The following is a 25509-nucleotide window of genomic DNA, read 5'->3' as shown; positions in this document are numbered from 1 at the left end:
ACTGAAAGTGACAGACGTCATCGCCGCGCACCCGATGGAATTCCGGCGATACGGCCTCGTCCACGACGTGTCGGCCCGATCGGCCGGCATTCAGTCCGCTGTCTACCCGCCGTCCTGCGCCGCACCTAGAGTAGGAAGCGCTTTCTGCCCGGTCGAGAGGTGGGTTCCGATGGTCCGTACGGCGAGTGCGAGCGTGGCGGCAGGTCCGACGCTGGCGGTCGTGGCCCGTGAGGCGGGGGTGTCGGTGCCGACCGCGTCCAAGGTGGTCAACGGCCGGGAGGACGTGGCGCCCGAGACCCGCCGCCGGGTCACCGAGGCGCTCGACCGGCTCGGCTATGTGCGCAGACCCCGGTTCGACGCGGCGAAGGCGCCCCGGCTGGTCGACCTGGTCGTGCACTCGCTGGAGAGTTCCTGGTCGGGCGCGGTGCTGCACGGGGTGGAGGAGGCGGCGCACGACGCGGGCCTGGAGGTCGTCGTGTCGGCCGCCCTGACCCGCTCCCGGGTCGGCCGCCCGGAGCGCGGCTGGCTGGACAAATTGGTCGCCCGGGGCTCCTCCGGGGTCCTGTTCAACCTGGCCGAGCTGAGCGACTCGCAGTACGCCTGGCTGGAGCAGCACCGCATCCCGTTCGTGATGATCGACCCGGTTCAGGAGCCGCCGGAGGGCGTGGTGTCGGTGGGGGCGGCGAACTGGCAGGGCGGTCTGACGGCCACCGGGCATCTGCTGTCCCTGGGGCATGAGCGCGTCGCCGTCATCGCCGGCGACCGGCGCACGATGTGCAGCAGTGCCCGGGTCGCCGGTTACCGCTCGGCGCTCGCGTCGGCCGGGGTCCGGCATCGCGCCGAGTACGTACGGCACGCCGGTTTCGACGAGAGCCGGGCCCGCCGCCGCATGCTGGAACTGCTCGACCTGCCGGAGCCGCCGACGGCCGTCTTCGTCTGCTCGGACCGGATGGCGCTGGGGGTGTACCAGGCCCTGGCCGAGCAGGGGCTGAAGGTCCCGCACGACGTGAGTGTGGTGGGCTTCGACGACCTGCCCGAGGCCCGCTGGGCCTCCCCGGCGCTGACGACGGTCCGCCAGCCGCTGTCGGAGATGGCCGCGACGGCCCTGCGCTCCCTGCTGCGCGTGATGGACGGGCACTGCCCGGAGAGCACGCGGACGGAGTTGTCGACACGGTTGGTGGAACGGGCCAGCACGGCGGCGCCGCGGGCGTAGGGCGTTCGTCACGCGTGTGCGCCGACGGCTCCCCGGTCCGGAACCCGCCTGCGCACAGGGCGAGTCGGCGACGGCGGTCAGGGCCACCCGGCCGCTCTCCACGACCCCACGCCGTTCGGCTACGGCCACGCCGTCTCGGCGCCCGGGGAAACCGTCTTCATCAGCGGCCAGTGCGCCTCCGACGCGACCGGCACGCCGGTGCCCGAGGGCTTCGCCGCGCAGGTGGAACCCGCCTTCGACCGGCTGAGGCCGGCGGCCCGCTTCGGTCGCGGCACCCCGGCGCACCATCGCCGACCGGCGGTCGCTCGGCCGGCCGTCTCACACCCCCCGCACGCGTCGCGCGCCCGTCTCCGCGGGGAACTGGTCCGGACGGGCCGGCGTCGAACGATGCGGTGGGGAGGGGCCGTTGCCCGGGGGCGGGGTGGCGGCGGGCAGTGGGGGGACGACCATGACACGCTGGCAGCCGCTTCCGGACGCACTGCCGAGGGAGGCACGGCATCTGGTCGAGCAACTGCGGGCCCTGAAGGACCGCACGGGTCTGAGCCTGGCCGAGCTGGCGCGGCGGACGGCGTACAGCAAGTCGTCGTGGCAGCGGTATCTCAGCGGGGCCAAGCAGCCGCCGAGGGGCGCGGTGCAGGCGCTGTGCCGGGTGGCCGGGGCGGATCAGGCGCGGCTCCTGGCGGTGTGGGACCTGGCCGATCCGACATGGCCGCGCGGCGCGACGGGGCCGGCCGGGCAGGCGGTGGACATCGCGACACCGCCGCCCGCTGCCGAGTACCGGCGGTGGCGGGCGGCGGCGCTGGTCTCCTTCGCGGTCATCGTCGTACTGCTGGCGGGGCTGCTGTGGGCACTGCCGCCGGGGAGCGGGTGACCTGGAGGTCACCCGCTCGTCCGGGCACTCAGCCCACGATGCGGTAGTGCGCGTTCTTCCAGGACCCGACGTTCTTGAGCTTCACCTGGTACTTGCCGCCCACGCGCTTGAAGTTGACGTTCCGCGCGTCGCCCTTGTACTGGACGATGTTGCCCGGGAGGCTCTGCAACCGGGTCTGGGCGAAGTCCCAGCTCTCGCTGACGACCGTGCCGTCGGTCTCGGGGAGGTTGTGCCGGCTCTGCCACCACTGCGTGGCCGACTCGGTCTCCGGTCCGAAAGAGCCGTCGATCTGGCTCTTCTTGAAGGGCCGCCACTCACCCTCGTCGTCCTCCCACAGGGCGCCGTCCGCCCACAGGACGGTCTCCCACAGGGCGATGGCGTTGCCCCTGGCGTAGGCCTCGACGCCGAGGTTCTCCTCGTCCTCCCAGTCGTTGGTGACGGCACCGCCGCCGTCGATGCCGAAGTACGCGGGAGCGGGAGCGGCGTTCGCTGCCGGTGCCAGGGCGATCCCAGTGGCCCCGCCCCCCAGCAGCACGGCCGTCACCATCGCCATGGCCCGATTGCGCATCCTCATGCGGTGTTCCTTTCCGAACCGCCGTCCCCCGGCGGGTCACCCCTGGGGCGGCTCGTCTCGTTTGGCAGGGCACAGCGTCACGTCCGGCCCCCGTGCGGGGCGAGCCTTCCCGGCGTTCACGGACCGCCCAGGGACGGCTCACGCGCCGGGCGGCGGCGTCCCGGCGGAGCGTGGGACGCTCGGGGTCTCCCTGGGCCGGACCGGTCCGGAAGGCGGCGCCCGGCATCCGCGCCCGGTTCCCAACAACAGCCTTTGTTGCGCCGCCCGGCCTCCCACGCCCTCGGCACAGCCAGGACAATGCGTGCATGGATGATGACTGGCAGCAACAGATCGACGCTCTCCAGGAGGAGTTGGTCCGCCGCGACGATCCCGCCGCCTGGGTGCGGGAGGCCGACGCGATGGACGCCTCGCGGCGCTATCCCGCTCTGTCGCTGCGCGGGCCGGTCTTCGGGGTCGCCGCGCAGGATCCCGCCGCGGGGCCTCAGTGGCGGCTGCTGAAGCCGGTGACGGACGGAATGCCGCAGGTGGCCCGGGACGGTCTGCACTCGCACCTGTGGTTCACGGCCAAGGACGACACCGACGACCCGGCCGTCCGGCGCGAACTGCTGGCCGCCGTCGCGGTGATGGAGCGCGAGCCGGTGAACGAGGTGGAGGTGTGCGGGGTGCGCTATCGGGTCGTGCGCGGCGACGAGTTCGCGCGCTGCGACGACGACGGTCTTGAGCCGCCGCGCCCCACCGACCTGGAGCCGGTGCGGCGGTCGTGGGACAAGCGGGCGAAGGACACCGCGTCCCCGGACGTCGGCTTCGTCCTCGACCCGGCCCGCCCGGACGGACTGGCGGCGGGGGCGCTGCGGCTGGGCCTGAGCGACTTCGCGTACACGGGCGCCCGCTTTCCCACCGACGTCCGCGAGGACTCCGAGCGTGCGGTGGCCACGCACCCGGATCCCGTGCTGCTGCCCACCGGATTCGGCGTGGTCGAGCGCGGCCGCCACGGCTGGCAGCCCTGCGGCACGCTCATGGCCACGCCCCACGACGCCCGGCGTCTGCTCTACAACGGCATGTCGGAGATCTGGGCCATGCTGTACCGGTACGACGAGGCCAAGAAGGCGAAGTACGCGCGCGCCGCCGAGGAGTACAAGGCACTCGACCGCGCCGACGAGTTCCGCTTCGACGGCCGCCTCTTCCGGATCTGCCGCGTGGAACGCTTTCTGCGCATGGGGCCCGACGGACCGGAAGGCCCGCGGCCGTCGGACATCGACGAGTACGGCCCCATGAAGATGCACCCGACGATGGACGAGGACGGCACCATCCACTACGAGTCGGAGGAGACGGGCCAGGAGACGGGCTAGGAGCGTTCCATCAGCCGCTTGAGGCCGGTCAGGTCGGCGGACACCGCCTCCGCGTCACGGCGGAACTCCTCGTCGCTCATCCCGGGCCGCCTGCGCAGTGTGAACACCACCTCGCAGCCGGGGCCGTCGGCGATCACCCGCATCGGATTGTGCACGGTCTGCCCCGAGGGCAGGGTGACGTCGTGGTCGAGCACGCCGAACTCGTTCCTGGGCGTGAACACGACCACGACCCGCCCCATCGGGGACTCCCCCACCCACCGGCCGTCCACCAGCTCGATGGAGCGCGCCAGTCCGGGGGCCCAGCCGGGGACGTTGAGGGGGTCGGAGACGTAGTCGTAGACCTCCTGGGCGGGGCGGTCGATCGGGATGCCGAGGTGTTGGGATCGCTGTGTCGTGGTCGTCATGGCGGCGACGTTACGGGGTCGGCCGGGGGATGGTCTTGAACGGATCGGACACGGGTGCGGGTGCCGGGCCCGGTGTCCGTTTCCTTCAAGACCGGCCGCGCCCGGCCTGCCTACGGTGGCGCCATGACCGCACGATTCGATGCCATCGGCCTGGTCGTCTCCGACATGGCCGCCTCCGTCACCTTCTACCGCCGGCTCGGGTTCGCCTTCCCGGAGGGCGCCGAGAACCAGCCGCACGCCGAGGCCGGACTGCCCGGCGGGCTCCGGCTGATGTTCGACACCGAGGAGACGGTCCGTTCCTTCCTCCCCGAGTGGGAGCCGCCCGCCGGCGGTGGACGGACCTCGCTGGCCCTGCGGTGCGACGGGCCGTCGGAAGTGGACGCCCTGTACGAGACGCTGGTGGGCTCCGGGTACCACGGCGAGCTCAAGCCCTGGGACGCGTTCTGGGGACAGCGGTACGCCGTCGTGCTCGACCCGGACGGCAACGGGGTGGACCTGTTCGCCCCGCTAGCCGCGTCCGGCGAGTAGCTCACCCAGCGGCAAGCCCGCCAACTCCCTGACGTCGCGGGCCAGATGGGCCTGGTCGGCGTACCCGGCCCGGGCAGCCGTGTCCGCGAAGGGCACACCGCCCCGGGCCAGTGCGAGGGCGCGGCGCAGCCGCAGGATACGGGCCAGGGTCTTGGGGCCGTAGCCGAACGCGGCCAGGGAGCGGCGGTGCAACTGACGGGCGCCCAGGCCGAGTTCGTCGGCGGTCACGGCGACCGGGCGGCCCGTGTCGAGCGCTGTGACGACCTGTCGCAGCACCGGGTCCGGGGGTTCGGCACCGGCCGCCTGCCGCAGCGCCACCTCCTCCAGGCCGCTCGCCGGGTCGGGGGCCGCGTGCACGCGATCGGCCAGACGGCGTACCTCCGAGGCCGGCCACAGTTCCGTCAGCTCGACCCGGCGGTCACGCAGCTCGTGCGCCGGTACGCCGAGGAGCGCGGGAGCCGTGCCCGGGTAGAAGCGGACCCCGGCCCAGGCACCGGCCGCACCGCCCGTGAGGTAGGCGTGGGTGTCGGGCCCGGCGACCAGCAGCCGCCCTTCGTGCCACAGCAGATCCATGCACCCGTCGGGCAGCACCCGGCCCACCCCGTCCCGGTCCGGGGTGTTGGTCCACACGACCGCTCCCGCCAGCCGCGACGCCCACTCCACGTACACAGGTGCCAGGCTACGCCGCCCCTGCCGGCTCACGCCGCCCGCGCCCGGTACTCGACCGGGCTGACGCCGTACACCCGCTTGAACGCGGTGGACAGGGCGAACGCGCTGCCGTAGCCGACCCGGCGGGCCACCGCGTCGAGCGTGTCGTCGGAGTCGCGCAGACGGTCGGCGGCGAGGGCGAGACGCCAGCCGGTGAGGTAGGTCATCGGGGGTTCGCCGACCAGGCCGGTGAAGCGGCGGGCGAGCGCGGCGCGGGACACTCCAGCCTTGGCGGCGAGGGAGGCCACGGTCCACGGGTGGGCGGGGTCGTCCTGGAGCAGGCGCAGGACGCCGCCGACGACGGGGTCGGCGAGGGCCCGGTACCAGGCGGGGGCCTCCGCCTCGGGGCGGGCGAACCAGGCCCGCAGCGCGGCGATGACCAGCAGGTCGAGCAGCCGGTCCAGGACGACCTCCTGGCCCGGCTCGTCCCGGACGATCTCCTCGGCGACGTACGGCGTGAGCGGGCAGGCCCACACGTCGGACGGGAGGGTGAGCAGCGGCGGCAGGGCGTCCAGCAGCCGTCCGCTGACCTCGCCCTTCATCGGGTACGTGCCGATCAGCAGCACGGTGGCCCCGTCGAGCCGGTCGCCCCAGGTGCGGACGCCCAGGTCCATGGAGCCGTTGAGGGGCCGTCCGTCGGGGTAGCGGCACTCCTGGTCCGGCAGGATCAGCGCCTGCGGGGCCGTACCGGGGTCGTCCGCGCAGATGTACGGGTCCGGGCCGCGGGCGATGGCGAGGTCCCCGGCCCGCAGCAGGGCCCGCCCGCCCCGGTCGGGCACGACCCAGGCCTCGCCGCGCACGACGAGCATCACGGTGAGCGGGGCCCGGTCCTCCACGCGGACCGCCCACGGGGGGTCGAAACACGCCCTGATCATGAACGCGCCCCGGGCGCGGGGGCCGTCCAGTAGCCCTGCGACTGCGTCCATGGGGCCAGCGTAGACGCGGGCGTATGGGAATGAGCCGTTCAGCGATGGTTCCGTGCCGCGCACGGCAGTTGACTCGACGGCATGACGAACACGACACGCAACACGCAGAGCATGACAGTGGTGGTGACGGGCGCCTCCGGCCGTACGGGGAGCCGGGTGGCGCGGGCCGCGGAGGCCGCGGGACTCACGGTGCGGGCCGCGTCCCGGGCGACCGGCTTCGACTGGTGGGACCGCTCGACCTGGGCGGCGACCCTGCGCGGCGCCGACGCTGCCTATCTCGCCCACCCCACGGACGTCGGCGCGCCGGGCGCCGCCGAAGCGGTCGGGGCGCTGGCGCGCGAGGCGGTCGGGCTCGGGGTGCGGCGGCTGGTGCTGCTGTCCGCGCGGGGCGAGGACCAGGCCCTGCCGACCGAGGAGGCGCTGCACGCCTCGGGGGCGGACTGGACGGTCGTACGGGCCGCGTGGTTCGCGCAGAACTTCAGCGAGGGCCCGCTGGTGGCGGAGCTGCGGGAGCGCGGTGAGCTGGTGTTCCCGGCCGACGAGGTGCGGGAGCCGTTCCTCGATGTGCGGGACATCGCGGACGTGGTGGTGAGCGCGCTGACGGGCGGCGAGCGGTACGTGGGCCGGACGCTCACCCTGTCCGGGGCGCGGCTGCTGACCTTCGGGGAGGCGGTCGCGGAGATCGCCGGGGCGACGGGGCGGCCGCTGACGTACCGGGCCGTCTCCACCCGGGACTACGGCGAGGCCATGGTCGGCTTCGGTCTGCCACCGGAGGAGGTCGCGGCGATGACCGGCATCTTCGACACCCTGCTCGACGGCCGCAACGCGCACCTCGAGGACGGTGTACGGGAGGTCCTGGGCCGCGCGCCCAGGGACTTCGCCGACTTCGTGCGCGAGGAGGCGGCGGCCGGGACCTGGAAGGCCTGAGACCGCCGTGCGTCACTTGTCCTCGGGCGGCTTCCTCTCCCCGTTGGCCTGCGTGCTCTTCGCATGGGTGCTCTTCACATGGGTGCTCTTCACATGCGTGCGCAGGCGGGCCGAGACGTCCTCCGGGGGGAGGAAGCGGGACCAGCGTTCCGGGAACTCGGAGGGCATGTCGGGGTCGGCCTCCCCCGCGGCGGCGGCGCGCGCCACGTACTCGGCGACCTGCGCCTGCCGCAGCCGCTCGTTGGCCTCGCGGGCCGCGGCCGTGGCGGCGGCCGGCCAGACCCGGTCGATGGCGGCGTTGACCGCGGCCCCGACCAGCACGGCGAACGCGGACACACCGATCCACAGCAGCACGGCGACGGGCGCGGCCAGGGAGCCGTAGATCGTGGGGCCCTCGACCGTGCTGGTCAGGTAGATCCGCAGCAGGAAGCTGCCGAGCACCCACATGCCGAGGGCGACGAGCGCGCCGGGCACGTCCTCGATCCACGGGGAGCGGACGGGCACGGACACGTGGTACAGCGTCGTGAGGAAGGCGATCGACAGCAGGATCACCACGGGCCAGTACAGGACCTGCACGACCGTCGTCGACCACGGCACGATCCGCACCACCGCGTCCGGCCCGGCCACCATCAGCGGCAGCGCGATCGAGCCGATCAGCAGGGCCACGATGAACAGCGCGAAGGCCAGCAGGCGGGTCTTGACGATGCCCCGGACGCCGTCGAGGCCGTACATGACGGTGATGGTGTCGATGAAGACGTTCACCGCGCGGGAGCCGGACCACAGGGCGAACAGGAATCCGATGGAGATGACGTCGGGCCGGCCGCCCTTCATCACGTCGTGCAGGATCGGCTCGGCGATCTCTCTGACGCCCTGGTCGGAGAGGATCGTGCGCGCGGCCTCCAGGATGTTGGCCTGGAGGCTCTCGATGGTGTCGGCGCCGGTCCAGGCGTCGACGTAGCCGAGCAGTCCGATCATGCTGAGCAGCAGCGGCGGCACCGACAGCAGCGTGAAGAACGCGGCCTCGGCGGCCAGGCCCAGGATGCGGTACTCGATGCAGGAGTTGACGGTGTCCTTGAGCAGCAGCCAGGCGGTCCTGCGCTTGGATACGTTCCGGTAGAGAGCCCGCGCCCGGTGGAGGCGCCCGGAGGGTGTGTCGGGGGTTTCACTTGCTGGCTGCACCCCCTAACGGTATCCGTCGCGCCCGACCGCACTCACCCGGTAGGTTCGCAGCATGGCTGGCAGCACCCACACCGTGAGCAACCAGGTCCCGCCGCTGGTCGGGTACGACGTCTTCACGGCCGACCGGGCCCTCACGGCCGCGGTCGAACGGCATCTGGATCCGGATCTGCTCGACGAGGTGCTCGGCGAGCTGTCGGCGCTCGGACGGGCCTCCGGCTCGGCCCAGGTGCAGGAGTGGGGAACGCACGCCAACGAGAATCCGCCGCGGCTGCGCACACACGACCGGTACGGCGAGCGGATCGACGAGGTCGAGTTCCATCCGTCCTGGCACCGGCTGCTCGGCAAGGGCGTCTCGGCCGGTCTGACGGCGGCCTGGGGGCGGCCGGCCGGGCATGTCCGACGGGCCGCCGCCTTCCTCGTGTGGACGCAGGTCGAGGCCGGCAACGGCTGCCCCCTGTCGATGACGCACGCGGCGGTGCCCGCCCTGCGCACGGACCCGGAGCTGGCCGCCGAGTGGGAGCCGCGGCTGACGTCCATGGTCTACGACCGTGAGCTGCGGCCCGCCCGTCTCAAGGCCGGCGCGCTGTTCGGGATGGGCATGACGGAGAAGCAGGGCGGCAGCGACGTCCGGGCGAACACCACCTCCGCGCGGCCGCTCGCCGAGGACGGGACGTACGAGCTGACCGGGCACAAGTGGTTCTGCTCGGCGCCGATGTCCGACGGCTTCCTGGTGCTGGCGCAGGCTCCGGGCGGGCTGACCTGCTTCCTGGTGCCGCGTGTGCTGGAGGACGGGACGCGCAACGTGTTCCTGATCCAGCGGCTGAAGGACAAGCTCGGCAACCGGTCGAACGCGTCCGCCGAGGTCGAGTTCGACGGGACCTGGGCCCGCCGGGTCGGCGAGGAAGGGCGCGGAGTGCGCACCATCATCGGGATGGTCGCCGCGACCCGGCTCGACTGTGTGCTGGGCTCGGCGGGGCTGATGCGGCAGGCCGTGGCGCAGGCGGTGCACCACTGCACCCACCGCGAGGCGTTCGGCGGGAAGCTCGTCGACAAGCCGCTGATGCGCAACGTCCTCGCCGATCTCGCCCTGGAGTCGGAGGCGGCGACGACCCTGGCGCTGCGGCTCGCGGCCGCCTACGACGACGGCGGCGAGCAGGAGCGGGCGCTGCTGCGGATCGCGGTGCCGGCCGCCAAGTACTGGGTGACCAAGCGGTGCCCGCCGGTGGCGGTGGAGGCGGCGGAGTGCCTGGGCGGCAACGGCTACGTCGAGGAGTCCGGAATGCCGCGGCTGGTGCGGGAGTCGCCGCTCAACTCGGTCTGGGAGGGCGCGGGCAATGTCCAGGCCCTCGATGTGCTGCGGGCGTTGCAGCGGGAGCCGGGCGCTCTGGACGCGTATCTGCGGGAGGTCGGGCAGGCGCGCGGCGCCGATCACCGTCTCGACGGGGCCATCAGGAACCTGCTGACCGAACTGGCCGATCTGGAGGGCGTGGAGGGGCGGGCGCGACGGCTGGCGGAGCGGCTCGCGCTGGTGCTCCAGGGGTCGCTGCTCGTCCGGTTCGCGCCGCCGCAGGTGGCCGACGCGTTTTGCGCCGCTCGGCTGGGCGGCGACGGGGGCGCGGCCTTCGGGACACTGCCGCACACGCTGGACCTGGCGGCGGTCGTGGAGCGGGCGCGTCCTGTCTCCTGACCTGTTGTTCTGATCCGCTTGCGCGGGAGCGGGGGTGGTGCTGCGCCGACACGGCACCACCCCCGCGGCACTGGCCCGTTCGAGCCATCGAACGCCGCTCGGGACGGCGCCGCTCAATTTTCAGCCACGGCCGGGCCGTCCACCAGGGTTGCGAGGGGTTGCAACTTGATGCCGACTGTGTGCGGACTGTGCGCGTCCGTCAGGGGCAGACGACACTATGAGACGGACAGTCAGAAACGGCTCCGGGGGGACACGCCGATGGACGTCACGCAGCTCGCCGCCGTGAACGCCACGCGGGCGGCCCGGGTACTCGACGAGGTCCGCTCCGCCCGGCTCTCCGGGCAGCCCGCCCCCGTGGCGCCGCGGCCGGTGATCGAGCAGTCCTGGGAGCGGATGCTGCGCGGCGGCGTCGACCCGGACCATGACTTCCGGGCGGGGCTGCTGCCCCTCGAGGAGGTGCGGCGGCGGCGCGAGACCTCGGCGCTGCGCCATGTGCTGCCCGTGCTGCGGGAGGGGCTGCTGGCGGTCGCCGACATCGCGCACCACATCATGGTGGTCGCCGACGAGGACGGCCGGGTGCTGTGGCGCGAGGGCAGCGCGCCGGTGCTGCGCAAGGCCGACGGGCTCGGCTTCGAACTCGGCGCGGACTGGCGCGAGGACGTCGTCGGCACGAACGGTCTGGGCACTCCGGCGGTGGTGCGCCGGCCCGTCCAGGTGTTCGCCTCCGAGCACTTCGTGCGTTCCCAGGCCGGCTGGACCTGTGCCGGCGCTCCCCTGACGGATCCGCGGGACGGCCGGCTGCTCGGCGTGGTGGACGTGAGCGGGCCGCTGGAGACGATGCATCCGGCCACGCTCGCCTGGGTCGGCTCGGTGGCCAAGCTCGCCGAGGCCCGGCTGCGGGAGATGCACGTGGAGTCGCTGGAGCGGCTGCGCGCGGTGGCGGCGCCGGTGCTGGCCCGGCTCGGCGGGCGTGCCCTGGTGGTCGACGCGGACGGCTGGACGGCCGCGGTGAGCGGGATGCCGTACACACGGCGGGTCGCCCTGCCGAAGTCGCTGTCGGCGGGCCTGCGGTGGCTGCCGGCGCTCGGGCGGTGCTCGGTGGAGCCGCTGGCCGGGGGCTGGCTGGTGCGGGCGGCCGCCGACGAGCCGGTGCCGCGCGGGGCGACCAGGATCGTGCTGGACCTCAGACAGGCGCGCAGATGGTCGGTGGAGGTCTCCGGGGGCGCCGGGTCCTGGGCCCGCGAACTGAGTCCCCGGCATGCCGAGTTGCTGTACCTCCTCGCCGTCCACCGCACCGGCCGCAGCGCCTCGGGCCTGGCCGGGGACGTGTTCGGCGACCCGGCCCGCACGGTGACGGTGCGCGCCGAGATGTCCCGGGTACGGCGGTATCTGGGCGCGTTACTGGAGCACCGGCCGTACCGGTTCGCCGAGGACGCCGAGGTGGAGATGCTGCTCCCGGACGACCCGCGCGATCTGCTGCCGTACTCGACGGCCCCGGCGGTGTGCGGGCTCCGTACGTCCGCACCGGCCCCCTGAGGTTCACCGGACGTGCCGACCGGGACATCCGCCCCTCCCTCGGAGGTACATCTTTCGCATATTTGCGGGGTCTTCGTCCGCCACCCCGCTCACCTGCCGTAGCATCCCTCTACGGGCCATCCCACCTGCTCCTCCGTCAACGTATGGATCATCAGGCGCAGTTGACCCGCCTCGGGAGGACGTTATGAAGCATCGCGGCAGGCACCGGCGGCGCAGACGGGGCAGGGCGGTACGGGCGACGCTGGCCGGGACGGCCCTCGCGCTCACCGCCGCCGCCACTCTGATCAGCGCTTCGCAGGCCGAGGTCACCGACGCCCCGGGGACGCTGAAGCCGCTCAGCGCGTCGGCCGAGGCCGGGCGGCTGCCGCTGGCCGAGCGCCGGGTGCCGGGGCAGTGGCTCGACCGGCTCTCCTCCGAGATGGGCCGCCCCGTCGGTGTCGGCACCGTGCTGGAGAGCGCCGACCGCCCGCTGCGGGACGCGGCCGACTGTTCGACCGCCGAGAAGCACGCCTTGCCGGTCGAACCGGCGGCCACACGCGCGTACTGCTTCGGCGCCGCCGACACCCGGGGCTGGCGGCCGGGCGCGGTCACCACCTCGGGGGACGCGGACGACGACGGCCGCTGGGGCGAGAACCGTGTGATCCTCTCCGGCTGGACCAACGGCGCCGAGGGCGGCTCCATGGACGGCCCGGCGCCCGGGCAGGGTCTGGCCAAGGTCGCCTTCGTCGACGCGAACGACCCGGACCGGCTCCGCTACACGTGGGCCCTGCTGGCCGTCCCGGTGGACGGCGGTCACGACTACCGGGGGCTGGTCTCGCCGCTGTCCGGCATGGTCTGGTACCAGGACAAGCTGCTGGTGACGACCCGCGAGGGCGACCGGGACGCGCTGTACGTGTACGACATGGACCGCATCCAGCGCGCCACCGTCGAGTCCGACGCGGTCGGCCGGGTGCGCGGCGGCTGGGCGGCGCACGGCTACCGGTACGTGCTGCCCGCCGTCGGCTCCTACACCCTGCCCGGCGGCGACGAGCCGCGCCCGGCCACCGTCTCCCTGGACCGCAGCACCTCCCCCGACAGTCTGGTCGCGAGCGAGTGGGTGCCCGCGGACGGCGACCGGCGCACCCGGCTGTGGCGCTACCCGCTGAGCCGGGACCCGGCGCGGCCCGGTCTGCTCACCACCGACTCCTCCGGGCACGCGGACCCGGTCGAGGCGTACGAGACGAAGACGACCGATGTGCGGGGCGTGCTGGCGTACCGCTCGGGCTGGTACCTCGACCGTGCGGCGGGCTCACCGGGCGGCCACGGGACGCTGTGGCGCCAGGACACGGACAGCGCCCGGGCGACGGAGTGCGGGACGGACGAGACCCGCCACTGCTGGAGCGGCCGGTCGGGCTCCCTGTCCTACTGGGAGGAGACCGGCGAGGTCTGGTCCCAGTCCGGCCGGATGCTGTTCGCACTGCCCCTGTCCTCGGTCGACCGGGCCCTCGACTAGGGCGCGTCCGGCGGGGTGCCGCCCCCGGCCACGGCCCCCGGCGTTCGACAGGTCGTCATACCTGATGGTTTCCTGACCCTCATGCCGACCATCGCCGTGACCACCTGGTCCCTGGAGCAGACCGCCCCGACCGACCTGCTGCCGGCCGTCGCGCCGGACGGGGACGTCCGGGTCGTGCGCTCCGAGGTGCCCTCGCCCGAGTTCAGCCGGTTCCTGTACGCGTCGGTGGGCGGCGACATCCGCTGGACCGACCGGCTGAGCTGGTCGTACGAGCGGTGGGTGGAGCACCTGGAGCGGCCCGGTGTGGAGACCTGGGTGGCCTACGACCGGGGCACGCCCGCCGGGTACGTGGAGCTGGAGGCGCAGGACGACGCGGTCGTGGAGATCGTCTACTTCGGACTGCTGCCCGGCTTCCGGGGCCGGCGCATCGGCGGGCACCTGCTGTCGTACGGCACGGCCCGGGCCTGGGATCTCGCCGACCGCTGGGCGGGACTGACGCCGACGAAGCGGGTCTGGCTGCACACCTGCAGCAAGGACGGCGAGCACGCGATGGACAACTACCGGCGCCGTGGGTTCCAGCTGTTCGACACCAAGGTCGAGGAGGAGGCGGACGTCGCCGCTCCGGGACCGTGGCCTGGGGCGTTCCCTGTCTGACCTGGTCGGACACCCCGGGGTGACCTGATGTGACCAAGGACACGCGTGTCTTGGATTTCGAGACACGAGTGTCCGAATCTTGGACGAAGCTGGACTGTGTCCAGATCGCCGTGACACGCTTCCGTCATGTCTGGAACTGGAATTGCCTTGGTGAGTCGGCGGCACGTCGACCTCGGCCGCATGTCCAGCGCCATCTGTCCGGCGCGCTGAGAGCATCTGAGAGCACTCACGCAGCGCCCGACATCCCCCTTCTCGACTCCTTTCCCGCGCAATGACGCGCACGTATGCCCATGCGCCCGCGCGCGCAGGTCAGAGCCGCTTTCCCGCCTGTCCCGAAGGACGTATCAACCATGGCCGCCACCCCGCAGAAGCCTGCCGCCGCGACTCCCCGCCGCAAGGTGAGCCGTCACCGCGGTGAGGGTCAGTGGGCCGTGGGACACCACACCCCGCTCAACGGCAATGAGCAGTTCAAGAAGGACGACGACGGTCTCAATGTGCGGACACGCATTGAGACGATCTACTCCAAGCGGGGCTTCGACTCGATCGACCCGAACGACCTGCGCGGCCGGATGCGCTGGTGGGGTCTGTACACCCAGCGCCGTCCCGGGATCGACGGCGGCAAGACCGCGATCCTGGAGCCGGAGGAGCTGGACGACGAGTACTTCATGCTGCGCGTCCGCATCGACGGCGGGGCGCTGACCACTCAGCAGCTGCGGGTCATCGGTGAGATCTCGCAGGAGTTCGCGCGCGGCACCGCCGACATCACGGACCGGCAGAACGTCCAGTACCACTGGATCCGGATCGAGGACGTGCCGGAGATCTGGAACCGGCTGGAGGGCGTGGGCCTGTCGACGGTCACCGCCTGCGGCGACACCCCGCGCGTGATGATCGGCTCGCCCGTCGCCGGTATCGCCGAGGACGAGATCATCGACGCCACCCCGGCCCTGGAGGAGATGAAGCGCCGCGTCCTGAACAACCCGGCGTACTCGAACCTCCCCCGCAAGTTCAAGACCGCGATCTCGGGTTCGCCGGTGCTGGACGTGGTGCACGAGATCAACGACGTCGCGTTCGTCGGCGTGCGGCACCCCGAGCACGGCCCGGGCTTCGACGTATGGGTCGGCGGCGGCCTGTCCACCAACCCCAAGCTGGGCGTGCGGCTGGGCGCCTGGGTGTCGATCGATGACGTCCCGGACGTCTACGAGGGCGTCATCTCGATCTTCCGTGACTACGGCTACCGCCGGCTGCGCACCCGCGCCCGGCTGAAGTTCCTCGTCGCCGACTGGGGCGCGGAGAAGTTCCGCCAGGTGCTGGAGGACGAGTACCTGAAGCGCAAGCTGGTCGACGGCCCGGCCCCCGAGCAGCCGTCCCAGCAGTGGCGCGACCACATCGGTGTGCACCGGCAGAACGACGGCCGCTTCTACGTCGGTTTCGCCCCGCGTGTGGGACGCGTCGACGGCGCGACCATCACGAAGATCGCCGACCTCGCCGAGGCCCACGGCTCGGGCCGGGTGCGCACCACCGTCGAGCAGAAGATGATCGTCCTCGATGTCGAGGAGGACAAGGTCGCGTCGCTGGTCGAGGGCCTGGAGGCGCTCGACCTGACCGCCCGGCCGTCCACGTTCCGGCGCGGCACCATGGCCTGCACCGGCATCGAGTTCTGCAAGCTCGCCATCGTCGAGACCAAGCAGCGCGGCTCGCAGCTCATCGACGAACTGGAGCGCCGTCTGCCGGACTTCGACGAGCCGCTCACCATCAACCTCAACGGCTGCCCGAACGCCTGCGCCCGTATCCAGGTCGCGGACATCGGTCTCAAGGGCCAGCTGGTCGTCAACAGCCAGGGCGAGCAGGTCGAGGGCTACCAGGTGCACCTCGGCGGCGCGCTGGGCCTGGAGGCGGGCTTCGGCCGCAAGGTGCGCGGCCTGAAGGTCACCTCCGAGGAGCTGCCCGACTACATCGAGCGTGTCCTGAAGCGGTTCGAGGCGGAGCGCGAGGACGGCGAGCGGTTCGCCGCCTGGGCCACCCGGGCCAGCGAGGAGGCCCTCTCATGAGTGAACGCGCCGCCCCGTTCTACTGCCCTTACTGCGGTGACGAGGACCTGCGTCCGAGCGCCGAGGCACACGGCGCGTGGGAATGCGCGGCGTGCAGCCGGGCCTTTCAGCTGAAGTTCCTCGGGCTGCTGGCCCAGGGACTGAAGCGATCCGACTCCGGAGGGGCAGAGATATGACGACCACTCAGGAAGAGCGCAGCACCGAGGATCTGAAGGCGCTCGCCGAGCAGGCGGGCCGCGACCTGGAGGACGCCTCCGCGCTGGAGATCCTCCAGTGGGCGGCCGAGACGTTCGGCAAGCGCTTCTGCGTGACCTCCTCCATGGAGGACGCGGTGGTCGCCCACCTCGCCTCCCGCGCGATGCCCGGCGTGGACGTCGTCTTCCTCGACACCGGCTACCACTTCGAGGAGACCATCGGCACCCGTGACGCGGTCGACGCCGTGATGGACGTCAACGTCATCACGCTCACGCCGCGCCTGACGGTCGCCGAGCAGGACGCGGAGTACGGCCCGAAGCTGCACGACCGCAATCCCGACCTGTGCTGCGCGATGCGCAAGGTGCAGCCGCTCGAAGAGGGCCTGAGGGACTACCGGGCCTGGGCGACCGGGCTACGCCGCGACGAGTCCCCGACCCGGGCGAACACCCCGGTGGTCGGCTGGGACGAGAAGCGGCAGAAGGTGAAGATCTCCCCGATCGCCCGCTGGAGCCAGGACGACGTGGACGCCTATGTCACCGAGCACGGCGTCCTGACGAACCCGCTGCTGATGGACGGTTACCCCTCCGTCGGCTGCGCCCCCTGCACCCGCCGGGTGCTGGAGGGCGAGGACGCACGCGCCGGCCGCTGGGCGGGCCGCAGCAAGACCGAGTGCGGGCTGCACGGATGACGACGACGACTCAGGAGAACGACGTGACGACCGGAGCCACCGTCTGGCTCACGGGTCTGCCGAGTGCCGGCAAGACCACCATCGCCCACGAGCTGGCCGGCCGGCTGCGCGCCGAGGGCCACCGCGTCGAGGTGCTCGACGGCGACGAGATCCGCGAGTTCCTCTCGGCGGGCCTCGGCTTCAGCCGCGAGGACCGGCACACCAATGTGCAGCGGATCGGCTTCGTCGCCGAACTGCTCGCCCGCAACGGCGTGCTCGCCCTCGTCCCGGTCATCGCGCCCTACCAGGACAGCCGTGAGGCGGTGCGCAAGCGGCACCAGGCGAACGGGACGGCGTACGTGGAGATCCACGTGGCGACGCCGGTCGAGGTGTGCAGCGAGCGGGATGTGAAGGGCCTGTACGCCAAGCAGGCGGCGGGCGAGCTCACGGGACTCACCGGGGTCGACGACCCGTACGAGGCGCCCGAGTCGCCGGATCTGCGCATCGAGTCGCAGAACCAGACCGTGCAGGAGTCCGCGGCGTCGGTGTACGCCCTGCTCAGCGAAAGGGGACTGGCATGACGTCCGCCGCCACCGTTTCCGAGGAGACCGACAGCCCCTACGCGCTGTCCCACCTCGACGCCCTCGAGTCCGAGGCGGTGCACATCTTCCGCGAGGTGGCGGGCGAGTTCGAGCGGCCGGTGATCCTCTTCTCCGGCGGCAAGGACTCCATCGTCATGCTGCACCTGGCGCTCAAGGCCTTCCGGCCGGCGGCGGTGCCGTTCTCGCTGCTGCACGTGGACACCGGGCACAACTTCCCCGAGGTCCTCGACTACCGGGACGGTACGGTCGAGCGGCACGGGCTGCGGCTGCACGTCGCCTCCGTGCAGGACTACATCGACCGCGGTGTGCTCAAGGAGCGCCCGGACGGCACCCGCAACCCGCTGCAGACGCTGCCGCTGACGGAGAAGATCCAGGCGGAGAAGTTCGACGCCGTCTTCGGCGGCGGACGGCGCGACGAGGAGAAGGCCCGGGCCAAGGAGCGGGTGTTCTCCCTGCGGGACGAGTTCTCCCAGTGGGACCCGCGCCGGCAGCGCCCGGAGCTGTGGAACCTGTACAACGGCCGGCATGCCCCCGGCGAGCACGTGCGCGTGTTCCCGCTGTCCAACTGGACCGAGCTGGACGTGTGGCAGTACATCGCCCGCGAGGGCATCGAGCTGCCGCAGATCTACTACGCCCACGAGCGCGAGGTGTTCCAGCGCAGCGGCATGTGGCTGACCGCCGGCGAGTGGGGCGGCCCGAAGGACGGCGAGACCGTGGAGAAGCGCCTGGTGCGCTACCGCACGGTCGGTGACATGTCCTGCACCGGAGCCGTCGACTCCGAGGCCGACACCATCGAGAAGGTGATCGTCGAGATCGCCGCCTCCCGGCTCACCGAGCGCGGCGCCACCCGCGCCGACGACAAGATGTCCGAAGCCGCGATGGAAGACCGCAAGCGCGAGGGGTACTTCTAGAGATGAGCACCATCACCACCGAGGAACTCTCGGAGACCACCCTGCTGCGGTTCGCCACCGCCGGTTCGGTCGACGACGGCAAGTCCACCCTGGTGGGCCGGCTGCTGCACGACTCCAAGTCGGTCCTCACCGACCAGTTGGAGGCCGTGGAGCGCGCTTCGGCGAGCCGGGGCCAGGAGGCGCCGGACCTCGCGCTGCTGACGGACGGTCTGCGGGCCGAGCGGGAGCAGGGCATCACCATCGACGTGGCCTACCGCTACTTCGCCACGCCCCTGCGGCGGTTCATCCTCGCCGACACCCCCGGCCATGTGCAGTACACGCGGAACATGGTCACCGGCGCCTCCACGGCCGAGCTGACGGTCATCCTGGTCGACGCGCGCAACGGCGTCGTCGAGCAGACCCGCAGGCACGCCGCCCTCGCCGCCCTGCTGCGCGTCCCGCACGTGGTCCTCGCGGTCAACAAGATGGACCTCGTCGCGTACGAGGAGAAGGTGTTCGCCGCCATCGCCGAGGAGTTCACGGCGTACGCGACCGAGCTGGGCGTCCCCGAGGTCACCGCGATCCCGATCTCGGCGCTCGTCGGCGACAACGTGGTGGAGCCTTCCGCGAACATGGACTGGTACGGCGGCCCGACGGTGCTGGAGCACCTGGAGACGGTGCCGGTCAGCCACGACCTGAGCCACTGCCACGCCCGGCTGCCCGTGCAGTACGTGATCCGGCCGCAGAACACCGACCACCCGGACTACCGGGGGTACGCCGGCCAGATCGCGGCCGGTTCCTTCCGTGTCGGCGAGCAGGTCACGGTGCTGCCCTCGGGCCGCACCTCGAAGGTCTCCGGCATCGACCTGCTGGGCGAGCCGGTCGACGTCGCGTGGACCACGCAGTCGGTGACCCTCCTGCTGGAGGACGACATCGACATCTCGCGCGGCGACCTGATCGTGCCCACCAAGGACGCGCCCGCGACCACGCAGGACATCGAGGCGACCGTCTGCCATGTCGCGGACGCCCCGCTGACCGTCGGCCACCGGGTGCTGCTCAAGCACGGCACCCGCACGGTCAAGGCGATCGTCAAGGACATCCCGTCCCGTCTCACGCTCGACGACCTGTCCCTGCACCCGCACCCGGGACAGCTCGTCGCGAACGACATCGGCCGGGTGAAGATCCGTACCGCCGAGCCGCTGCCGGTCGACTCCTACTCCGACTCGCGGCGCACCGGCTCGTTCATCCTGATCGACCCGAACGACGGCCAGACCCTCACCGCCGGCATGGTCGGCGAGTCCTTCGCCTCCCCGGAGCCCGTGAAGGACGAGGCCGACGACGACGGGTGGGACTTCTGACATGAACTCCCCCGACTTCTACTCCACGTTCGCGAAGGAGGGCGGCCGCGTCGGCAGCGGTGCTCTCGGCAGCGGGCAGGGCGGAGTGGCGCGATGTGTGCGCTGACGTACGCGCACTGCCTGCGCGCCCTCACCCCCCACCGCCGTAGACGCAAACCTGCCGACCTCCCGGCCACGACCTGAGAGACCGTGACCGCCGGGCCTCCGAGAGGAACACCTCCCGTGCCTGCATCATCCGCTCTGCGCCGATCCCTCGCGGTCATAGCCGCGCTTCCCCTGCTCACTCTGGCCGCCTGCGGCTACGGCTCCCAGGCCGAGGACGACGGGGGCGCCAAGGTCGCCGCCGGGGCGAAGAAGATCGACGGTCTCGACAGCGTCAAGATCGGCTACTTCGGCAACCTCACCCACGGAACCGCGCTGGTGGGCATGCAGAAGGGCTTCTTCCAGAAGGCCCTCGGCGCCACCAAGGCCGAGCCCGCGATCTTCAACGCCGGTCCCTCCGAGATTGAGGCGCTCAACTCCGAGTCCATCGACATCGGCTGGATCGGCCCCTCCCCGGCGATCAACGGCTACACCAAGGCCGCCGGCAAGAACCTGCGCATCATCGGCGGTTCGGCGTCCGGCGGCGTGAAGCTCGTGGTCAACCCGGACAAGATCAAGTCCCTGAAGGACGTCAAGGGCAAGAAGATCGCCACCCCGCAGCTCGGCAACACGCAGGACGTGGCGTTCCTCAACTGGGCGGCCGACCAGGGCTGGAAGGTCGACCCGCAGAGCGGCAAGGGTGACGTCACGGTCGTCCGCAGCGACAACAAGGTCACCCCGGACGCCTACAAGTCCGGGTCGATCGACGGTGCCTGGGTGCCGGAGCCGACCGCGTCGAAGCTGGTCGCCGAGGGCGGCAAGGTGCTGCTCGACGAGGCGTCGCTGTGGCCCGACAAGAAGTTCGTGATCACGAACATCATCGTGCGGCAGGAGTTCCTCAAGGAGCACCCGAAGGTCGTCGAGGCCCTGCTCAAGGGCTCGGTCGAGACCAACAAGTGGATCAACGCCAACCCGGACGCGGCGAAGGCTGCGGCGAACAAGCAGCTGGAGGAGGACTCCGGCAAGGCGCTGCCGGCCGAGGTGCTCGACCCGGCGTGGAAGTCCATCCAGTTCACCGACGACCCGCTGGCCTCCACGCTCAACACCGAGGCCGAGCACGCCGTGAAGGCGGGGCTGCTGCAGAAGCCGAACCTGAAGGGCATCTACGACCTCGCTCCGCTGAACAAGGTCCTCAAGGCCGAGGGCGCGCCCGCGGTCGACGACGCCGGTCTCGGCGCCAAGTAGCCCGCATCCCGAAGAGTTCCCAGGAGGTGACGACCATGGCAACCACCCTCGCCAAGGCCGCCGACGGCACTGAGTCGGCCACGCACGCCGCCCGGATCGAACACGTTTCGAAGTCGTTCGCGGGCCCCGCCGGGCAGCAGCTCGTTCTGGACGACATCACCCTCGATGTCGCGCCCGGCGAGTTCGTCACCCTCCTGGGGGCCTCGGGCTGCGGCAAGTCCACGCTGCTCAACCTGGTGGCGGGCCTGGACCGGCCCACCGTCGGCGAGATCACCACGGACGGCCGCCCGGCGCTGATGTTCCAGGAGCACGCGCTGTTCCCGTGGCTGACCGCGGGCAAGAACATCGAACTCGCCCTGAAGCTGCGGGGCATCGCGAAGGCCGAGCGCCGCGAGCGGGCCGAGGAACTGCTCGAACTCGTCCGGCTCAAGGGCGCGTACGGCAAGCGGGTGCACGAGCTGTCGGGCGGTATGCGCCAGCGTGTCGCGCTGGCGCGCGCGCTTGCGCAGGAGAGCAAGCTGCTGCTGATGGACGAGCCGTTCGCGGCGCTGGACGCCATCACGCGCGACGTGCTGCACGACGAGCTGACCCGCATCTGGCGCGAGACACAGCTGTCCGTCCTGTTCGTCACGCACAACGTGCGCGAGGCGGTCCGGCTCGCGCAGCGTGTGGTGCTGCTGTCCTCCCGTCCGGGCAAGATCGCCCGTGAGTGGACGGTGGACATCCCGCACCCGCGCCGCATCGAGGACACCCAGGTGGCGGAGCTGTCCGTCGAGATCACCGAAGAACTGCGTGGGGAGATCCGCCGTCATGGCCAGCACTGATTCGACGACCGTCGCCAAGGACGGCAGCGATCTCGCCGGTCTGGAGGCGGGCCTCGACGCGCTGGAGTCGAGGCAGACGCACCGCACGCCGTTCCGGCAGACCTTCACCGAGAAGATCCTGCCGCCCGTCCTCGCCGTAGCCCTGGTGCTGGCGGTCTGGCAGGCCCTCGTCTCGTTCAAGGTCGTCGACGACCCGACCAAGCTGCCCGCGCCGTCCGCCGTGTGGGACGTCGTGCACACGGCGTGGCTCGAGGGCGAGCTGCTCGGCTACATCTGGACCAGCGTCTCGCGCGGTCTGCTCGGCTTCTGCTTCGCCCTGCTGATCGGCACGCCGCTGGGTCTGCTGGTGGCCCGGGTGAAGTTCGTCCGCGCGGCCCTCGGCCCGATCCTGTCGGGCCTGCAGTCCCTGCCGTCGGTCGCCTGGGTTCCGCCCGCGGTGATCTGGCTGGGGCTGAACAACTCGATGATGTACGCGGTGATCCTGCTCGGCGCGGTCCCGTCGATCGCCAACGGCCTCGTGTCGGGCGTCGACCAGGTGCCGCCGCTGTTCCTGCGCGCGGGCCGCACGCTCGGCGCCACGGGCCTGAAGGGCACCTGGCACATCGTCCTGCCGGCCGCGCTGCCCGGCTATGTGGCCGGTCTGAAGCAGGGCTGGGCGTTCTCGTGGCGCTCCCTGATGGCCGCGGAGATCATCGCGTCCTTCCCGGACCTCGGCGTGGGCCTCGGCCAGTTGCTGGAGGACGGCCGCAACGCCAGCGACATGGCCATGGTGTTCGAGGCCATCCTGCTCATCCTGATCGTCGGTATCGCCATCGACCTGCTCATCTTCAGCCCGCTGGAGCGGTGGGTGCTGCGCAACCGCGGCCTGCTGGTGAAGAGCTGAAGTCCCATGATCAACAAGCCTGTTCTCCTCGTCATCGCACACGGCAGCCGCGATCCGCGGCACGCCGCGACCGTGCACGCCCTGGTACGGCGGGTCCGCACCCTGCGCCCCGACCTGCGCGTGGAGACAGGCTTCCTGGACTTCAACGTGCCCTCGGTGCAGGGGGTACTGGAGTCCCTGGCGGTCCAGGGCGTCCGTGACGTCGTGGCCCTCCCCCTCCTCCTGACCCGGGCGTTCCACGCCAAGGCGGACATCCCGGCGGTTCTCGCGGACGCTCCTCCGCAGCTCCGCATCCACCAGGCGGAGGTCCTGGGCCCGTCCCCGCTGCTGCTGGCGGCTCTGGAACGGCGCCTGTACGAGGCGGGGCTGTCCCCCGCCGACAAGTCCTCGACCGGGGTCGTCCTGGCCTCGGCGGGGTCCACCGACCCGGAGGCGATCGCAGTGATCGCAGAAATCGCGCGGGAGTGGCGGCACACCGGCTGGTGCGCCGTGCGACCTGCGTTCGCCTCCGCATCCCTCCCCCGTACGGAGGACGCGGTCCGCGAACTCCGTGCCCTGGGTTGCTCCCGGGTGGCCGTCGCCCCCTACGTCCTCGCCCCCGGTTTCCTCCCGGACCGCATCGCCCGGGGCGCGGCGGAGGCGGACGTCCTGGCCGATGTGCTGGGCCCGGCGCCGGAGGTGGCGCGGGTGGTGCTGGAGCGGTACGAGGCGGCCCGGATGCCGATGCCGGCGGCCGTGAGCGCCTGACCGCGCGAAGCCGTCACCGGTGTGACGGCAGCAGGGTGCCCAGCGGCCCCAGGTCCAGGTTGAGGTCCTCCGGGTGTAGGTCGTAGCGCGCGCAGAGTTCTCGCATGCGGTCGTCGAGGAGCATCAGGGTCAGGCCGACGCGTTCCTCCTGTTCCTCCGTGAGGTCGCCGATGTCGACGCGGTGGAGGGCCTGGCGTTCCATGAGCTGGCGGAGGAGTTCGACGACGGTCAGGACGAGTTTGACCAGGTCGCGTTCGACCGTATCGGGGTCGGTGGTCAGACGGCGGGCCGGGGGCATGGAGCCTCACTGATCTGGGAGAGTGCCGACGCGGCCACGGGGGCGATGACCGCGCGCAGGTCGATGCGGACCAGGTCGACGTCCGCGATGGACAGGACGAGGTCGCCGGTGACGACGACGCCGCCCTGGAGGAGCCGGTCGAGGAGGTCGATGAGGGCGACCGGGCGGTCGGCGTAGGGGGCGACGGTCACGCGGCGGGCTCCGGCTCCGGCTGGAGGGCGAAGGAGTAGGGGGCCCAGGGGCCGGTGACCTCCACGCGGAGGCCGGGGACGCCCTCGGCGGCCGCGAGGACTCCGGCGCGGAAGGCGTCGACGCGGCCGGCGGCGACGAGGTAGGCGTCGTTGCCCACGTTGGTGCCGGGGCCGGGGCCCGCGAGGCTGCCGCGCTGCGGGCTGTGTGCCACGCGGTCCACGGCGAGGGTGGCGGCCGTCTCGGTGAGGTGTGCGGCGGCCTGGGCGACCGTGCGCCAGGCCTCCTCGTTTCTGCGTTGTCTGCGGCGGCGGATCGACAGATAGGCGCGGCCGGCACCGAGGCCGGTGGGCTGTTCCTGTCCGGCGCCGGTGTCCGCTTCGGGCGGGGTGATGTCGGGTGTGGCGTAGATCTTGACGCCGAGTTCCACATGGCCCGTGAGGCGGTCCAGCAGGGACAGGAAGTAGTCGCGGCGGGTGTCGAGGGCCTGCCGGGCGCTGTCCTCGTCGTGGTAGACGGTGGCCAGGCGCAGGGGCAGTACGGCGGCGCCGCAGCCGACGAGGGCGGCCACGACGGCGTGGTGGGAGCGGACCGTGGACTCCAGCCAGTCCAGGTCGTCGAGGTGGGCCTTGAGGGGAGTCTCGTCGTAGTCGGCGGCCGGGACGTGGCCGACGGCGAAGGCGAGCCGGGTCGTGCCGGCCGCCGGGTCGACCAGGTGGATCGGTTCTCCGGCGACTCCGCGCAGCTGCGTCACCGCCGCGGTGGCCTCGGGGGTGCGGCGCAGGACGGCGTAGGTGTACACGAGGTCGGGTTCGGTCATGGCTCCGGGCTCCTCTCGGCCGCCTTGAGCGCGGCGATCTCGGCACGCAGTCGTTCGTTCTCGTCGGCCAGGGACCGCTCGGGGCGGGCGGCCCGGGAGGAGAGGGAGGGGTCGTGTTCCCACCAGTCGATGCCCATCTCCTTCGCCTTGTCGACGGAGGCGACGAGCAGGCGCAGCTTGATGGTGAGCAGTTCGATGTCGAGCAGGTTGATCCGGATGTCACCGGCGATGACCACGCCCTTGTCGAGGACCCGTTCGAGGATGTCGGCGAGGTTGGCGGTCTGGCCGCCGGGCCCCTGGTCGTAGGGGGAGGGAAAGCGGGGCGGTCCGGCGAGTCCGCCTGCTGCCGGGTGGGTCATGGTCGGGGGCCTCGTCTCCGGGCGTTGATCTCGTCGAGCCGGTCCAGCAGTTCGTCCTCGCGGCGGTCGTACTCGGCCTCGTCGATCCGTCCTTCCAGCAGGGCGCGTTCCAGGTCGACAAGGGCCTGCCGGACGGGGGCCGGGTCGTAGTACTGCGTCTCGGCGGCGGCCTGGAGCTGCTCGGCGGCCCAGAGGGTGGTGCGCAGGGGCGCGAGCGGGAGGGTGAGGATGCCGGTGAGCAGGCCCATGGGTGGC

Annotated in this window: 30 protein-coding genes and 1 pseudogene; 21 read left to right on the top strand and 10 right to left on the bottom strand. The window is 72.0% G+C overall.

Going from position 1 to position 25509, the window contains the following annotated elements; genetic code table 11:
- Positions 1-169: 169 nt before the first annotated feature.
- From ACFT32_RS32120 to ACFT32_RS32110, 3 genes and pseudogenes are all read left to right on the top strand, one after another.
- A complete protein-coding gene (locus tag ACFT32_RS32120; RefSeq protein ID WP_382496290.1) occupies positions 170-1213 on the top strand; it encodes a LacI family DNA-binding transcriptional regulator in 1044 nt (347 codons plus the stop codon).
- A gap of 48 nt (positions 1214-1261) precedes the next feature.
- Positions 1262-1468, top strand: a pseudogene (locus ACFT32_RS32115) (RidA family protein); the annotation flags it as partial.
- A gap of 193 nt (positions 1469-1661) precedes the next feature.
- On the top strand, positions 1662-2084 hold the full coding sequence (locus tag ACFT32_RS32110; RefSeq protein ID WP_382496288.1) for a helix-turn-helix domain-containing protein: 423 nt from the start codon (positions 1662-1664) through the stop codon (positions 2082-2084).
- A gap of 28 nt (positions 2085-2112) precedes the next feature.
- Here the strand turns inward: ACFT32_RS32110 and ACFT32_RS32105 are convergent, their stop codons facing one another.
- Positions 2113-2658, bottom strand: coding sequence for a peptidoglycan-binding protein (locus ACFT32_RS32105; RefSeq protein WP_382496286.1), 546 nt, complete (start codon positions 2656-2658; stop codon positions 2113-2115).
- Between the two features lie 305 nt (positions 2659-2963).
- Between ACFT32_RS32105 and ACFT32_RS32100 the strand changes: the two genes are divergently transcribed.
- Complete coding sequence (locus ACFT32_RS32100; protein ID WP_382496284.1) at positions 2964-4007, top strand: DUF5954 family protein; 1044 nt, start codon at positions 2964-2966, stop codon at positions 4005-4007.
- Here the strand turns inward: ACFT32_RS32100 and ACFT32_RS32095 are convergent.
- Positions 4004-4411, bottom strand: coding sequence for an SRPBCC family protein (locus ACFT32_RS32095; protein WP_382496283.1), 408 nt, complete (start codon positions 4409-4411; stop codon positions 4004-4006). The genes ACFT32_RS32100 and ACFT32_RS32095 overlap by 4 nt on opposite strands.
- A 123-nt stretch (positions 4412-4534) precedes the next feature.
- On the opposite strand from ACFT32_RS32095, the gene ACFT32_RS32090 reads away from it, so the two are divergent.
- The gene (locus ACFT32_RS32090) at positions 4535-4939 is read left to right on the top strand and encodes a VOC family protein (protein WP_382496281.1); all 405 of its coding nucleotides are present in this window, start codon (positions 4535-4537) and stop codon (positions 4937-4939) included.
- Here the strand turns inward: ACFT32_RS32090 and ACFT32_RS32085 are convergent.
- Together ACFT32_RS32085 and ACFT32_RS32080 are read right to left on the bottom strand one after the other, a co-directional pair.
- On the bottom strand, positions 4919-5608 hold the full coding sequence (locus tag ACFT32_RS32085) for a helix-turn-helix domain-containing protein (RefSeq protein ID WP_382496279.1): 690 nt from the start codon (positions 5606-5608) through the stop codon (positions 4919-4921). The two genes, ACFT32_RS32090 and ACFT32_RS32085, sit on opposite strands and share 21 nt — an antisense overlap.
- Before the next feature lie 29 nt (positions 5609-5637).
- Positions 5638-6573: an AraC family transcriptional regulator gene (locus ACFT32_RS32080; RefSeq protein WP_382496277.1), complete on the bottom strand. Its 936-nt coding sequence runs from the start codon at positions 6571-6573 to the stop codon at positions 5638-5640.
- Between the two features lie 81 nt (positions 6574-6654).
- Here ACFT32_RS32080 and ACFT32_RS32075 point away from each other — a divergent pair, with 81 nt between their 5' ends.
- Positions 6655-7500, top strand: coding sequence for an NmrA family transcriptional regulator (locus ACFT32_RS32075; RefSeq protein WP_382496276.1), 846 nt, complete (start codon positions 6655-6657; stop codon positions 7498-7500).
- 12 nt (positions 7501-7512) lie between these two features.
- Here ACFT32_RS32075 and ACFT32_RS32070 read toward each other — a convergent pair whose 3' ends face one another.
- Positions 7513-8679 carry a YihY/virulence factor BrkB family protein gene (locus ACFT32_RS32070; protein WP_382496274.1) on the bottom strand — a complete coding sequence of 389 codons (1167 nt, stop codon included), beginning with the start codon at positions 8677-8679 and terminating at the stop codon, positions 7513-7515.
- Between the two features lie 52 nt (positions 8680-8731).
- Here ACFT32_RS32070 and ACFT32_RS32065 point away from each other — a divergent pair, with 52 nt between their 5' ends.
- From ACFT32_RS32065 to ACFT32_RS31995, 15 genes are all read left to right on the top strand, one after another.
- Positions 8732-10366 carry an acyl-CoA dehydrogenase family protein gene (locus tag ACFT32_RS32065; protein ID WP_382496272.1) on the top strand — a complete coding sequence of 545 codons (1635 nt, stop codon included), beginning with the start codon at positions 8732-8734 and terminating at the stop codon, positions 10364-10366.
- 258 nt (positions 10367-10624) lie between these two features.
- On the top strand, positions 10625-11902 hold the full coding sequence (locus tag ACFT32_RS32060; RefSeq protein WP_382496270.1) for a GAF domain-containing protein: 1278 nt from the start codon (positions 10625-10627) through the stop codon (positions 11900-11902).
- A 184-nt stretch (positions 11903-12086) separates the two neighbouring features.
- Entirely contained in the window at positions 12087-13394 is a 1308-nt protein-coding gene (locus tag ACFT32_RS32055; protein ID WP_382496268.1) for a hypothetical protein, read from the top strand.
- Positions 13395-13475: 81 nt separating this feature from the next.
- The gene (locus ACFT32_RS32050) at positions 13476-14048 is read left to right on the top strand and encodes a GNAT family N-acetyltransferase (protein WP_382496266.1); all 573 of its coding nucleotides are present in this window, start codon (positions 13476-13478) and stop codon (positions 14046-14048) included.
- A 126-nt stretch (positions 14049-14174) separates the two neighbouring features.
- Positions 14175-14258, top strand: coding sequence for a putative leader peptide (locus ACFT32_RS32045; protein ID WP_310591794.1), 84 nt, complete (start codon positions 14175-14177; stop codon positions 14256-14258).
- A 140-nt stretch (positions 14259-14398) separates the two neighbouring features.
- A complete protein-coding gene (locus tag ACFT32_RS32040) occupies positions 14399-16096 on the top strand; it encodes a nitrite/sulfite reductase (protein ID WP_382496265.1) in 1698 nt (565 codons plus the stop codon).
- Complete coding sequence (locus ACFT32_RS32035) at positions 16093-16272, top strand: hypothetical protein (RefSeq protein ID WP_382496263.1); 180 nt, start codon at positions 16093-16095, stop codon at positions 16270-16272. The genes ACFT32_RS32040 and ACFT32_RS32035 overlap by 4 nt, the downstream gene beginning before the upstream one ends.
- Positions 16269-16979 carry a phosphoadenylyl-sulfate reductase gene (locus ACFT32_RS32030; protein WP_382496261.1) on the top strand — a complete coding sequence of 237 codons (711 nt, stop codon included), beginning with the start codon at positions 16269-16271 and terminating at the stop codon, positions 16977-16979. Before ACFT32_RS32035 ends, ACFT32_RS32030 begins: the two co-directional genes overlap by 4 nt.
- A gap of 23 nt (positions 16980-17002) precedes the next feature.
- On the top strand, positions 17003-17539 hold the full coding sequence (cysC, locus tag ACFT32_RS32025; RefSeq protein ID WP_086851630.1) for an adenylyl-sulfate kinase: 537 nt from the start codon (positions 17003-17005) through the stop codon (positions 17537-17539).
- Positions 17536-18471, top strand: a complete 936-nt coding sequence (gene cysD, locus ACFT32_RS32020; protein ID WP_382496259.1) for a sulfate adenylyltransferase subunit CysD — start codon at positions 17536-17538, stop codon at positions 18469-18471. Before cysC ends, cysD begins: the two co-directional genes overlap by 4 nt.
- A 2-nt stretch (positions 18472-18473) precedes the next feature.
- On the top strand, positions 18474-19808 hold the full coding sequence (locus ACFT32_RS32015; protein WP_382496257.1) for a sulfate adenylyltransferase subunit 1: 1335 nt from the start codon (positions 18474-18476) through the stop codon (positions 19806-19808).
- A 222-nt stretch (positions 19809-20030) separates the two neighbouring features.
- Entirely contained in the window at positions 20031-21134 is a 1104-nt protein-coding gene (locus ACFT32_RS32010) for an ABC transporter substrate-binding protein (RefSeq protein ID WP_382496255.1), read from the top strand.
- Positions 21135-21169: 35 nt separating this feature from the next.
- Positions 21170-21958 carry an ABC transporter ATP-binding protein gene (locus tag ACFT32_RS32005; RefSeq protein WP_382496253.1) on the top strand — a complete coding sequence of 263 codons (789 nt, stop codon included), beginning with the start codon at positions 21170-21172 and terminating at the stop codon, positions 21956-21958.
- On the top strand, positions 21945-22841 hold the full coding sequence (locus ACFT32_RS32000; RefSeq protein ID WP_382496251.1) for an ABC transporter permease: 897 nt from the start codon (positions 21945-21947) through the stop codon (positions 22839-22841). Before ACFT32_RS32005 ends, ACFT32_RS32000 begins: the two co-directional genes overlap by 14 nt.
- A gap of 6 nt (positions 22842-22847) precedes the next feature.
- The gene (locus ACFT32_RS31995; protein ID WP_382496249.1) at positions 22848-23588 is read left to right on the top strand and encodes a sirohydrochlorin chelatase; all 741 of its coding nucleotides are present in this window, start codon (positions 22848-22850) and stop codon (positions 23586-23588) included.
- A gap of 13 nt (positions 23589-23601) precedes the next feature.
- Here ACFT32_RS31995 and ACFT32_RS31990 read toward each other — a convergent pair whose 3' ends face one another.
- From ACFT32_RS31990 to ACFT32_RS31970, 5 genes are read right to left on the bottom strand one after another with little or no spacing between them, the layout of a single operon-like run.
- On the bottom strand, positions 23602-23886 hold the full coding sequence (locus tag ACFT32_RS31990) for a gas vesicle protein K (protein ID WP_382496247.1): 285 nt from the start codon (positions 23884-23886) through the stop codon (positions 23602-23604).
- Positions 23865-24077 (bottom strand): gas vesicle protein, encoded by a 213-nt coding sequence (locus tag ACFT32_RS31985; protein WP_382496245.1) that lies wholly within the window; start codon positions 24075-24077, stop codon positions 23865-23867. Before ACFT32_RS31985 ends, ACFT32_RS31990 begins: the two co-directional genes overlap by 22 nt.
- Positions 24074-24895, bottom strand: coding sequence for a GvpL/GvpF family gas vesicle protein (locus tag ACFT32_RS31980; protein ID WP_382496244.1), 822 nt, complete (start codon positions 24893-24895; stop codon positions 24074-24076). The genes ACFT32_RS31985 and ACFT32_RS31980 overlap by 4 nt, the downstream gene beginning before the upstream one ends.
- A complete protein-coding gene (locus ACFT32_RS31975) occupies positions 24892-25254 on the bottom strand; it encodes a gas vesicle protein (protein WP_382496242.1) in 363 nt (120 codons plus the stop codon). Before ACFT32_RS31975 ends, ACFT32_RS31980 begins: the two co-directional genes overlap by 4 nt.
- Positions 25251-25502 carry a gas vesicle protein GvpG gene (locus ACFT32_RS31970; RefSeq protein WP_382496240.1) on the bottom strand — a complete coding sequence of 84 codons (252 nt, stop codon included), beginning with the start codon at positions 25500-25502 and terminating at the stop codon, positions 25251-25253. The genes ACFT32_RS31975 and ACFT32_RS31970 overlap by 4 nt, the downstream gene beginning before the upstream one ends.
- Between the last annotated feature and the right edge of the window lie 7 nt (positions 25503-25509).

This window comes from Streptomyces sp. NPDC057002, from assembly GCF_042673825.1.
In the GTDB taxonomy this organism is placed as follows: domain Bacteria; phylum Actinomycetota; class Actinomycetes; order Streptomycetales; family Streptomycetaceae; genus Streptomyces.
This window is presented reverse-complemented; position numbering and strand designations above follow the sequence as displayed.

Excerpts from the sequence above, each read along its gene's own strand:
- ACFT32_RS32120 (WP_382496290.1), top strand. The coding sequence starts at position 170 with ATGGTCCGTACGGCGAGTGCGAGCGTGGCGGCAGGTCCGACGCTGGCG.
- ACFT32_RS32110 (WP_382496288.1), top strand. The coding sequence starts at position 1,662 with ATGACACGCTGGCAGCCGCTTCCGGACGCACTGCCGAGGGAGGCACGG.
- ACFT32_RS32105 (WP_382496286.1), bottom strand. The coding sequence starts at position 2,658 with ATGAGGATGCGCAATCGGGCCATGGCGATGGTGACGGCCGTGCTGCTG.
- ACFT32_RS32100 (WP_382496284.1), top strand. The coding sequence starts at position 2,964 with ATGGATGATGACTGGCAGCAACAGATCGACGCTCTCCAGGAGGAGTTG.
- ACFT32_RS32095 (WP_382496283.1), bottom strand. The coding sequence starts at position 4,411 with ATGACGACCACGACACAGCGATCCCAACACCTCGGCATCCCGATCGAC.
- ACFT32_RS32090 (WP_382496281.1), top strand. The coding sequence starts at position 4,535 with ATGACCGCACGATTCGATGCCATCGGCCTGGTCGTCTCCGACATGGCC.
- ACFT32_RS32080 (WP_382496277.1), bottom strand. The coding sequence starts at position 6,573 with ATGGACGCAGTCGCAGGGCTACTGGACGGCCCCCGCGCCCGGGGCGCG.
- ACFT32_RS32075 (WP_382496276.1), top strand. The coding sequence starts at position 6,655 with ATGACGAACACGACACGCAACACGCAGAGCATGACAGTGGTGGTGACG.
- ACFT32_RS32065 (WP_382496272.1), top strand. The coding sequence starts at position 8,732 with ATGGCTGGCAGCACCCACACCGTGAGCAACCAGGTCCCGCCGCTGGTC.
- ACFT32_RS32060 (WP_382496270.1), top strand. The coding sequence starts at position 10,625 with ATGGACGTCACGCAGCTCGCCGCCGTGAACGCCACGCGGGCGGCCCGG.
- ACFT32_RS32055 (WP_382496268.1), top strand. The coding sequence starts at position 12,087 with ATGAAGCATCGCGGCAGGCACCGGCGGCGCAGACGGGGCAGGGCGGTA.
- ACFT32_RS32050 (WP_382496266.1), top strand. The coding sequence starts at position 13,476 with ATGCCGACCATCGCCGTGACCACCTGGTCCCTGGAGCAGACCGCCCCG.
- ACFT32_RS32045 (WP_310591794.1), top strand. The coding sequence starts at position 14,175 with ATGTCTGGAACTGGAATTGCCTTGGTGAGTCGGCGGCACGTCGACCTC.
- ACFT32_RS32040 (WP_382496265.1), top strand. The coding sequence starts at position 14,399 with ATGGCCGCCACCCCGCAGAAGCCTGCCGCCGCGACTCCCCGCCGCAAG.
- ACFT32_RS32035 (WP_382496263.1), top strand. The coding sequence starts at position 16,093 with ATGAGTGAACGCGCCGCCCCGTTCTACTGCCCTTACTGCGGTGACGAG.
- ACFT32_RS32030 (WP_382496261.1), top strand. The coding sequence starts at position 16,269 with ATGACGACCACTCAGGAAGAGCGCAGCACCGAGGATCTGAAGGCGCTC.
- cysD (WP_382496259.1), top strand. The coding sequence starts at position 17,536 with ATGACGTCCGCCGCCACCGTTTCCGAGGAGACCGACAGCCCCTACGCG.
- ACFT32_RS32015 (WP_382496257.1), top strand. The coding sequence starts at position 18,474 with ATGAGCACCATCACCACCGAGGAACTCTCGGAGACCACCCTGCTGCGG.
- ACFT32_RS32005 (WP_382496253.1), top strand. The coding sequence starts at position 21,170 with ATGGCAACCACCCTCGCCAAGGCCGCCGACGGCACTGAGTCGGCCACG.
- ACFT32_RS32000 (WP_382496251.1), top strand. The coding sequence starts at position 21,945 with ATGGCCAGCACTGATTCGACGACCGTCGCCAAGGACGGCAGCGATCTC.
- ACFT32_RS31995 (WP_382496249.1), top strand. The coding sequence starts at position 22,848 with ATGATCAACAAGCCTGTTCTCCTCGTCATCGCACACGGCAGCCGCGAT.
- ACFT32_RS31990 (WP_382496247.1), bottom strand. The coding sequence starts at position 23,886 with ATGCCCCCGGCCCGCCGTCTGACCACCGACCCCGATACGGTCGAACGC.
- ACFT32_RS31980 (WP_382496244.1), bottom strand. The coding sequence starts at position 24,895 with ATGACCGAACCCGACCTCGTGTACACCTACGCCGTCCTGCGCCGCACC.
- ACFT32_RS31975 (WP_382496242.1), bottom strand. The coding sequence starts at position 25,254 with ATGACCCACCCGGCAGCAGGCGGACTCGCCGGACCGCCCCGCTTTCCC.
- ACFT32_RS31970 (WP_382496240.1), bottom strand. The coding sequence starts at position 25,502 with ATGGGCCTGCTCACCGGCATCCTCACCCTCCCGCTCGCGCCCCTGCGC.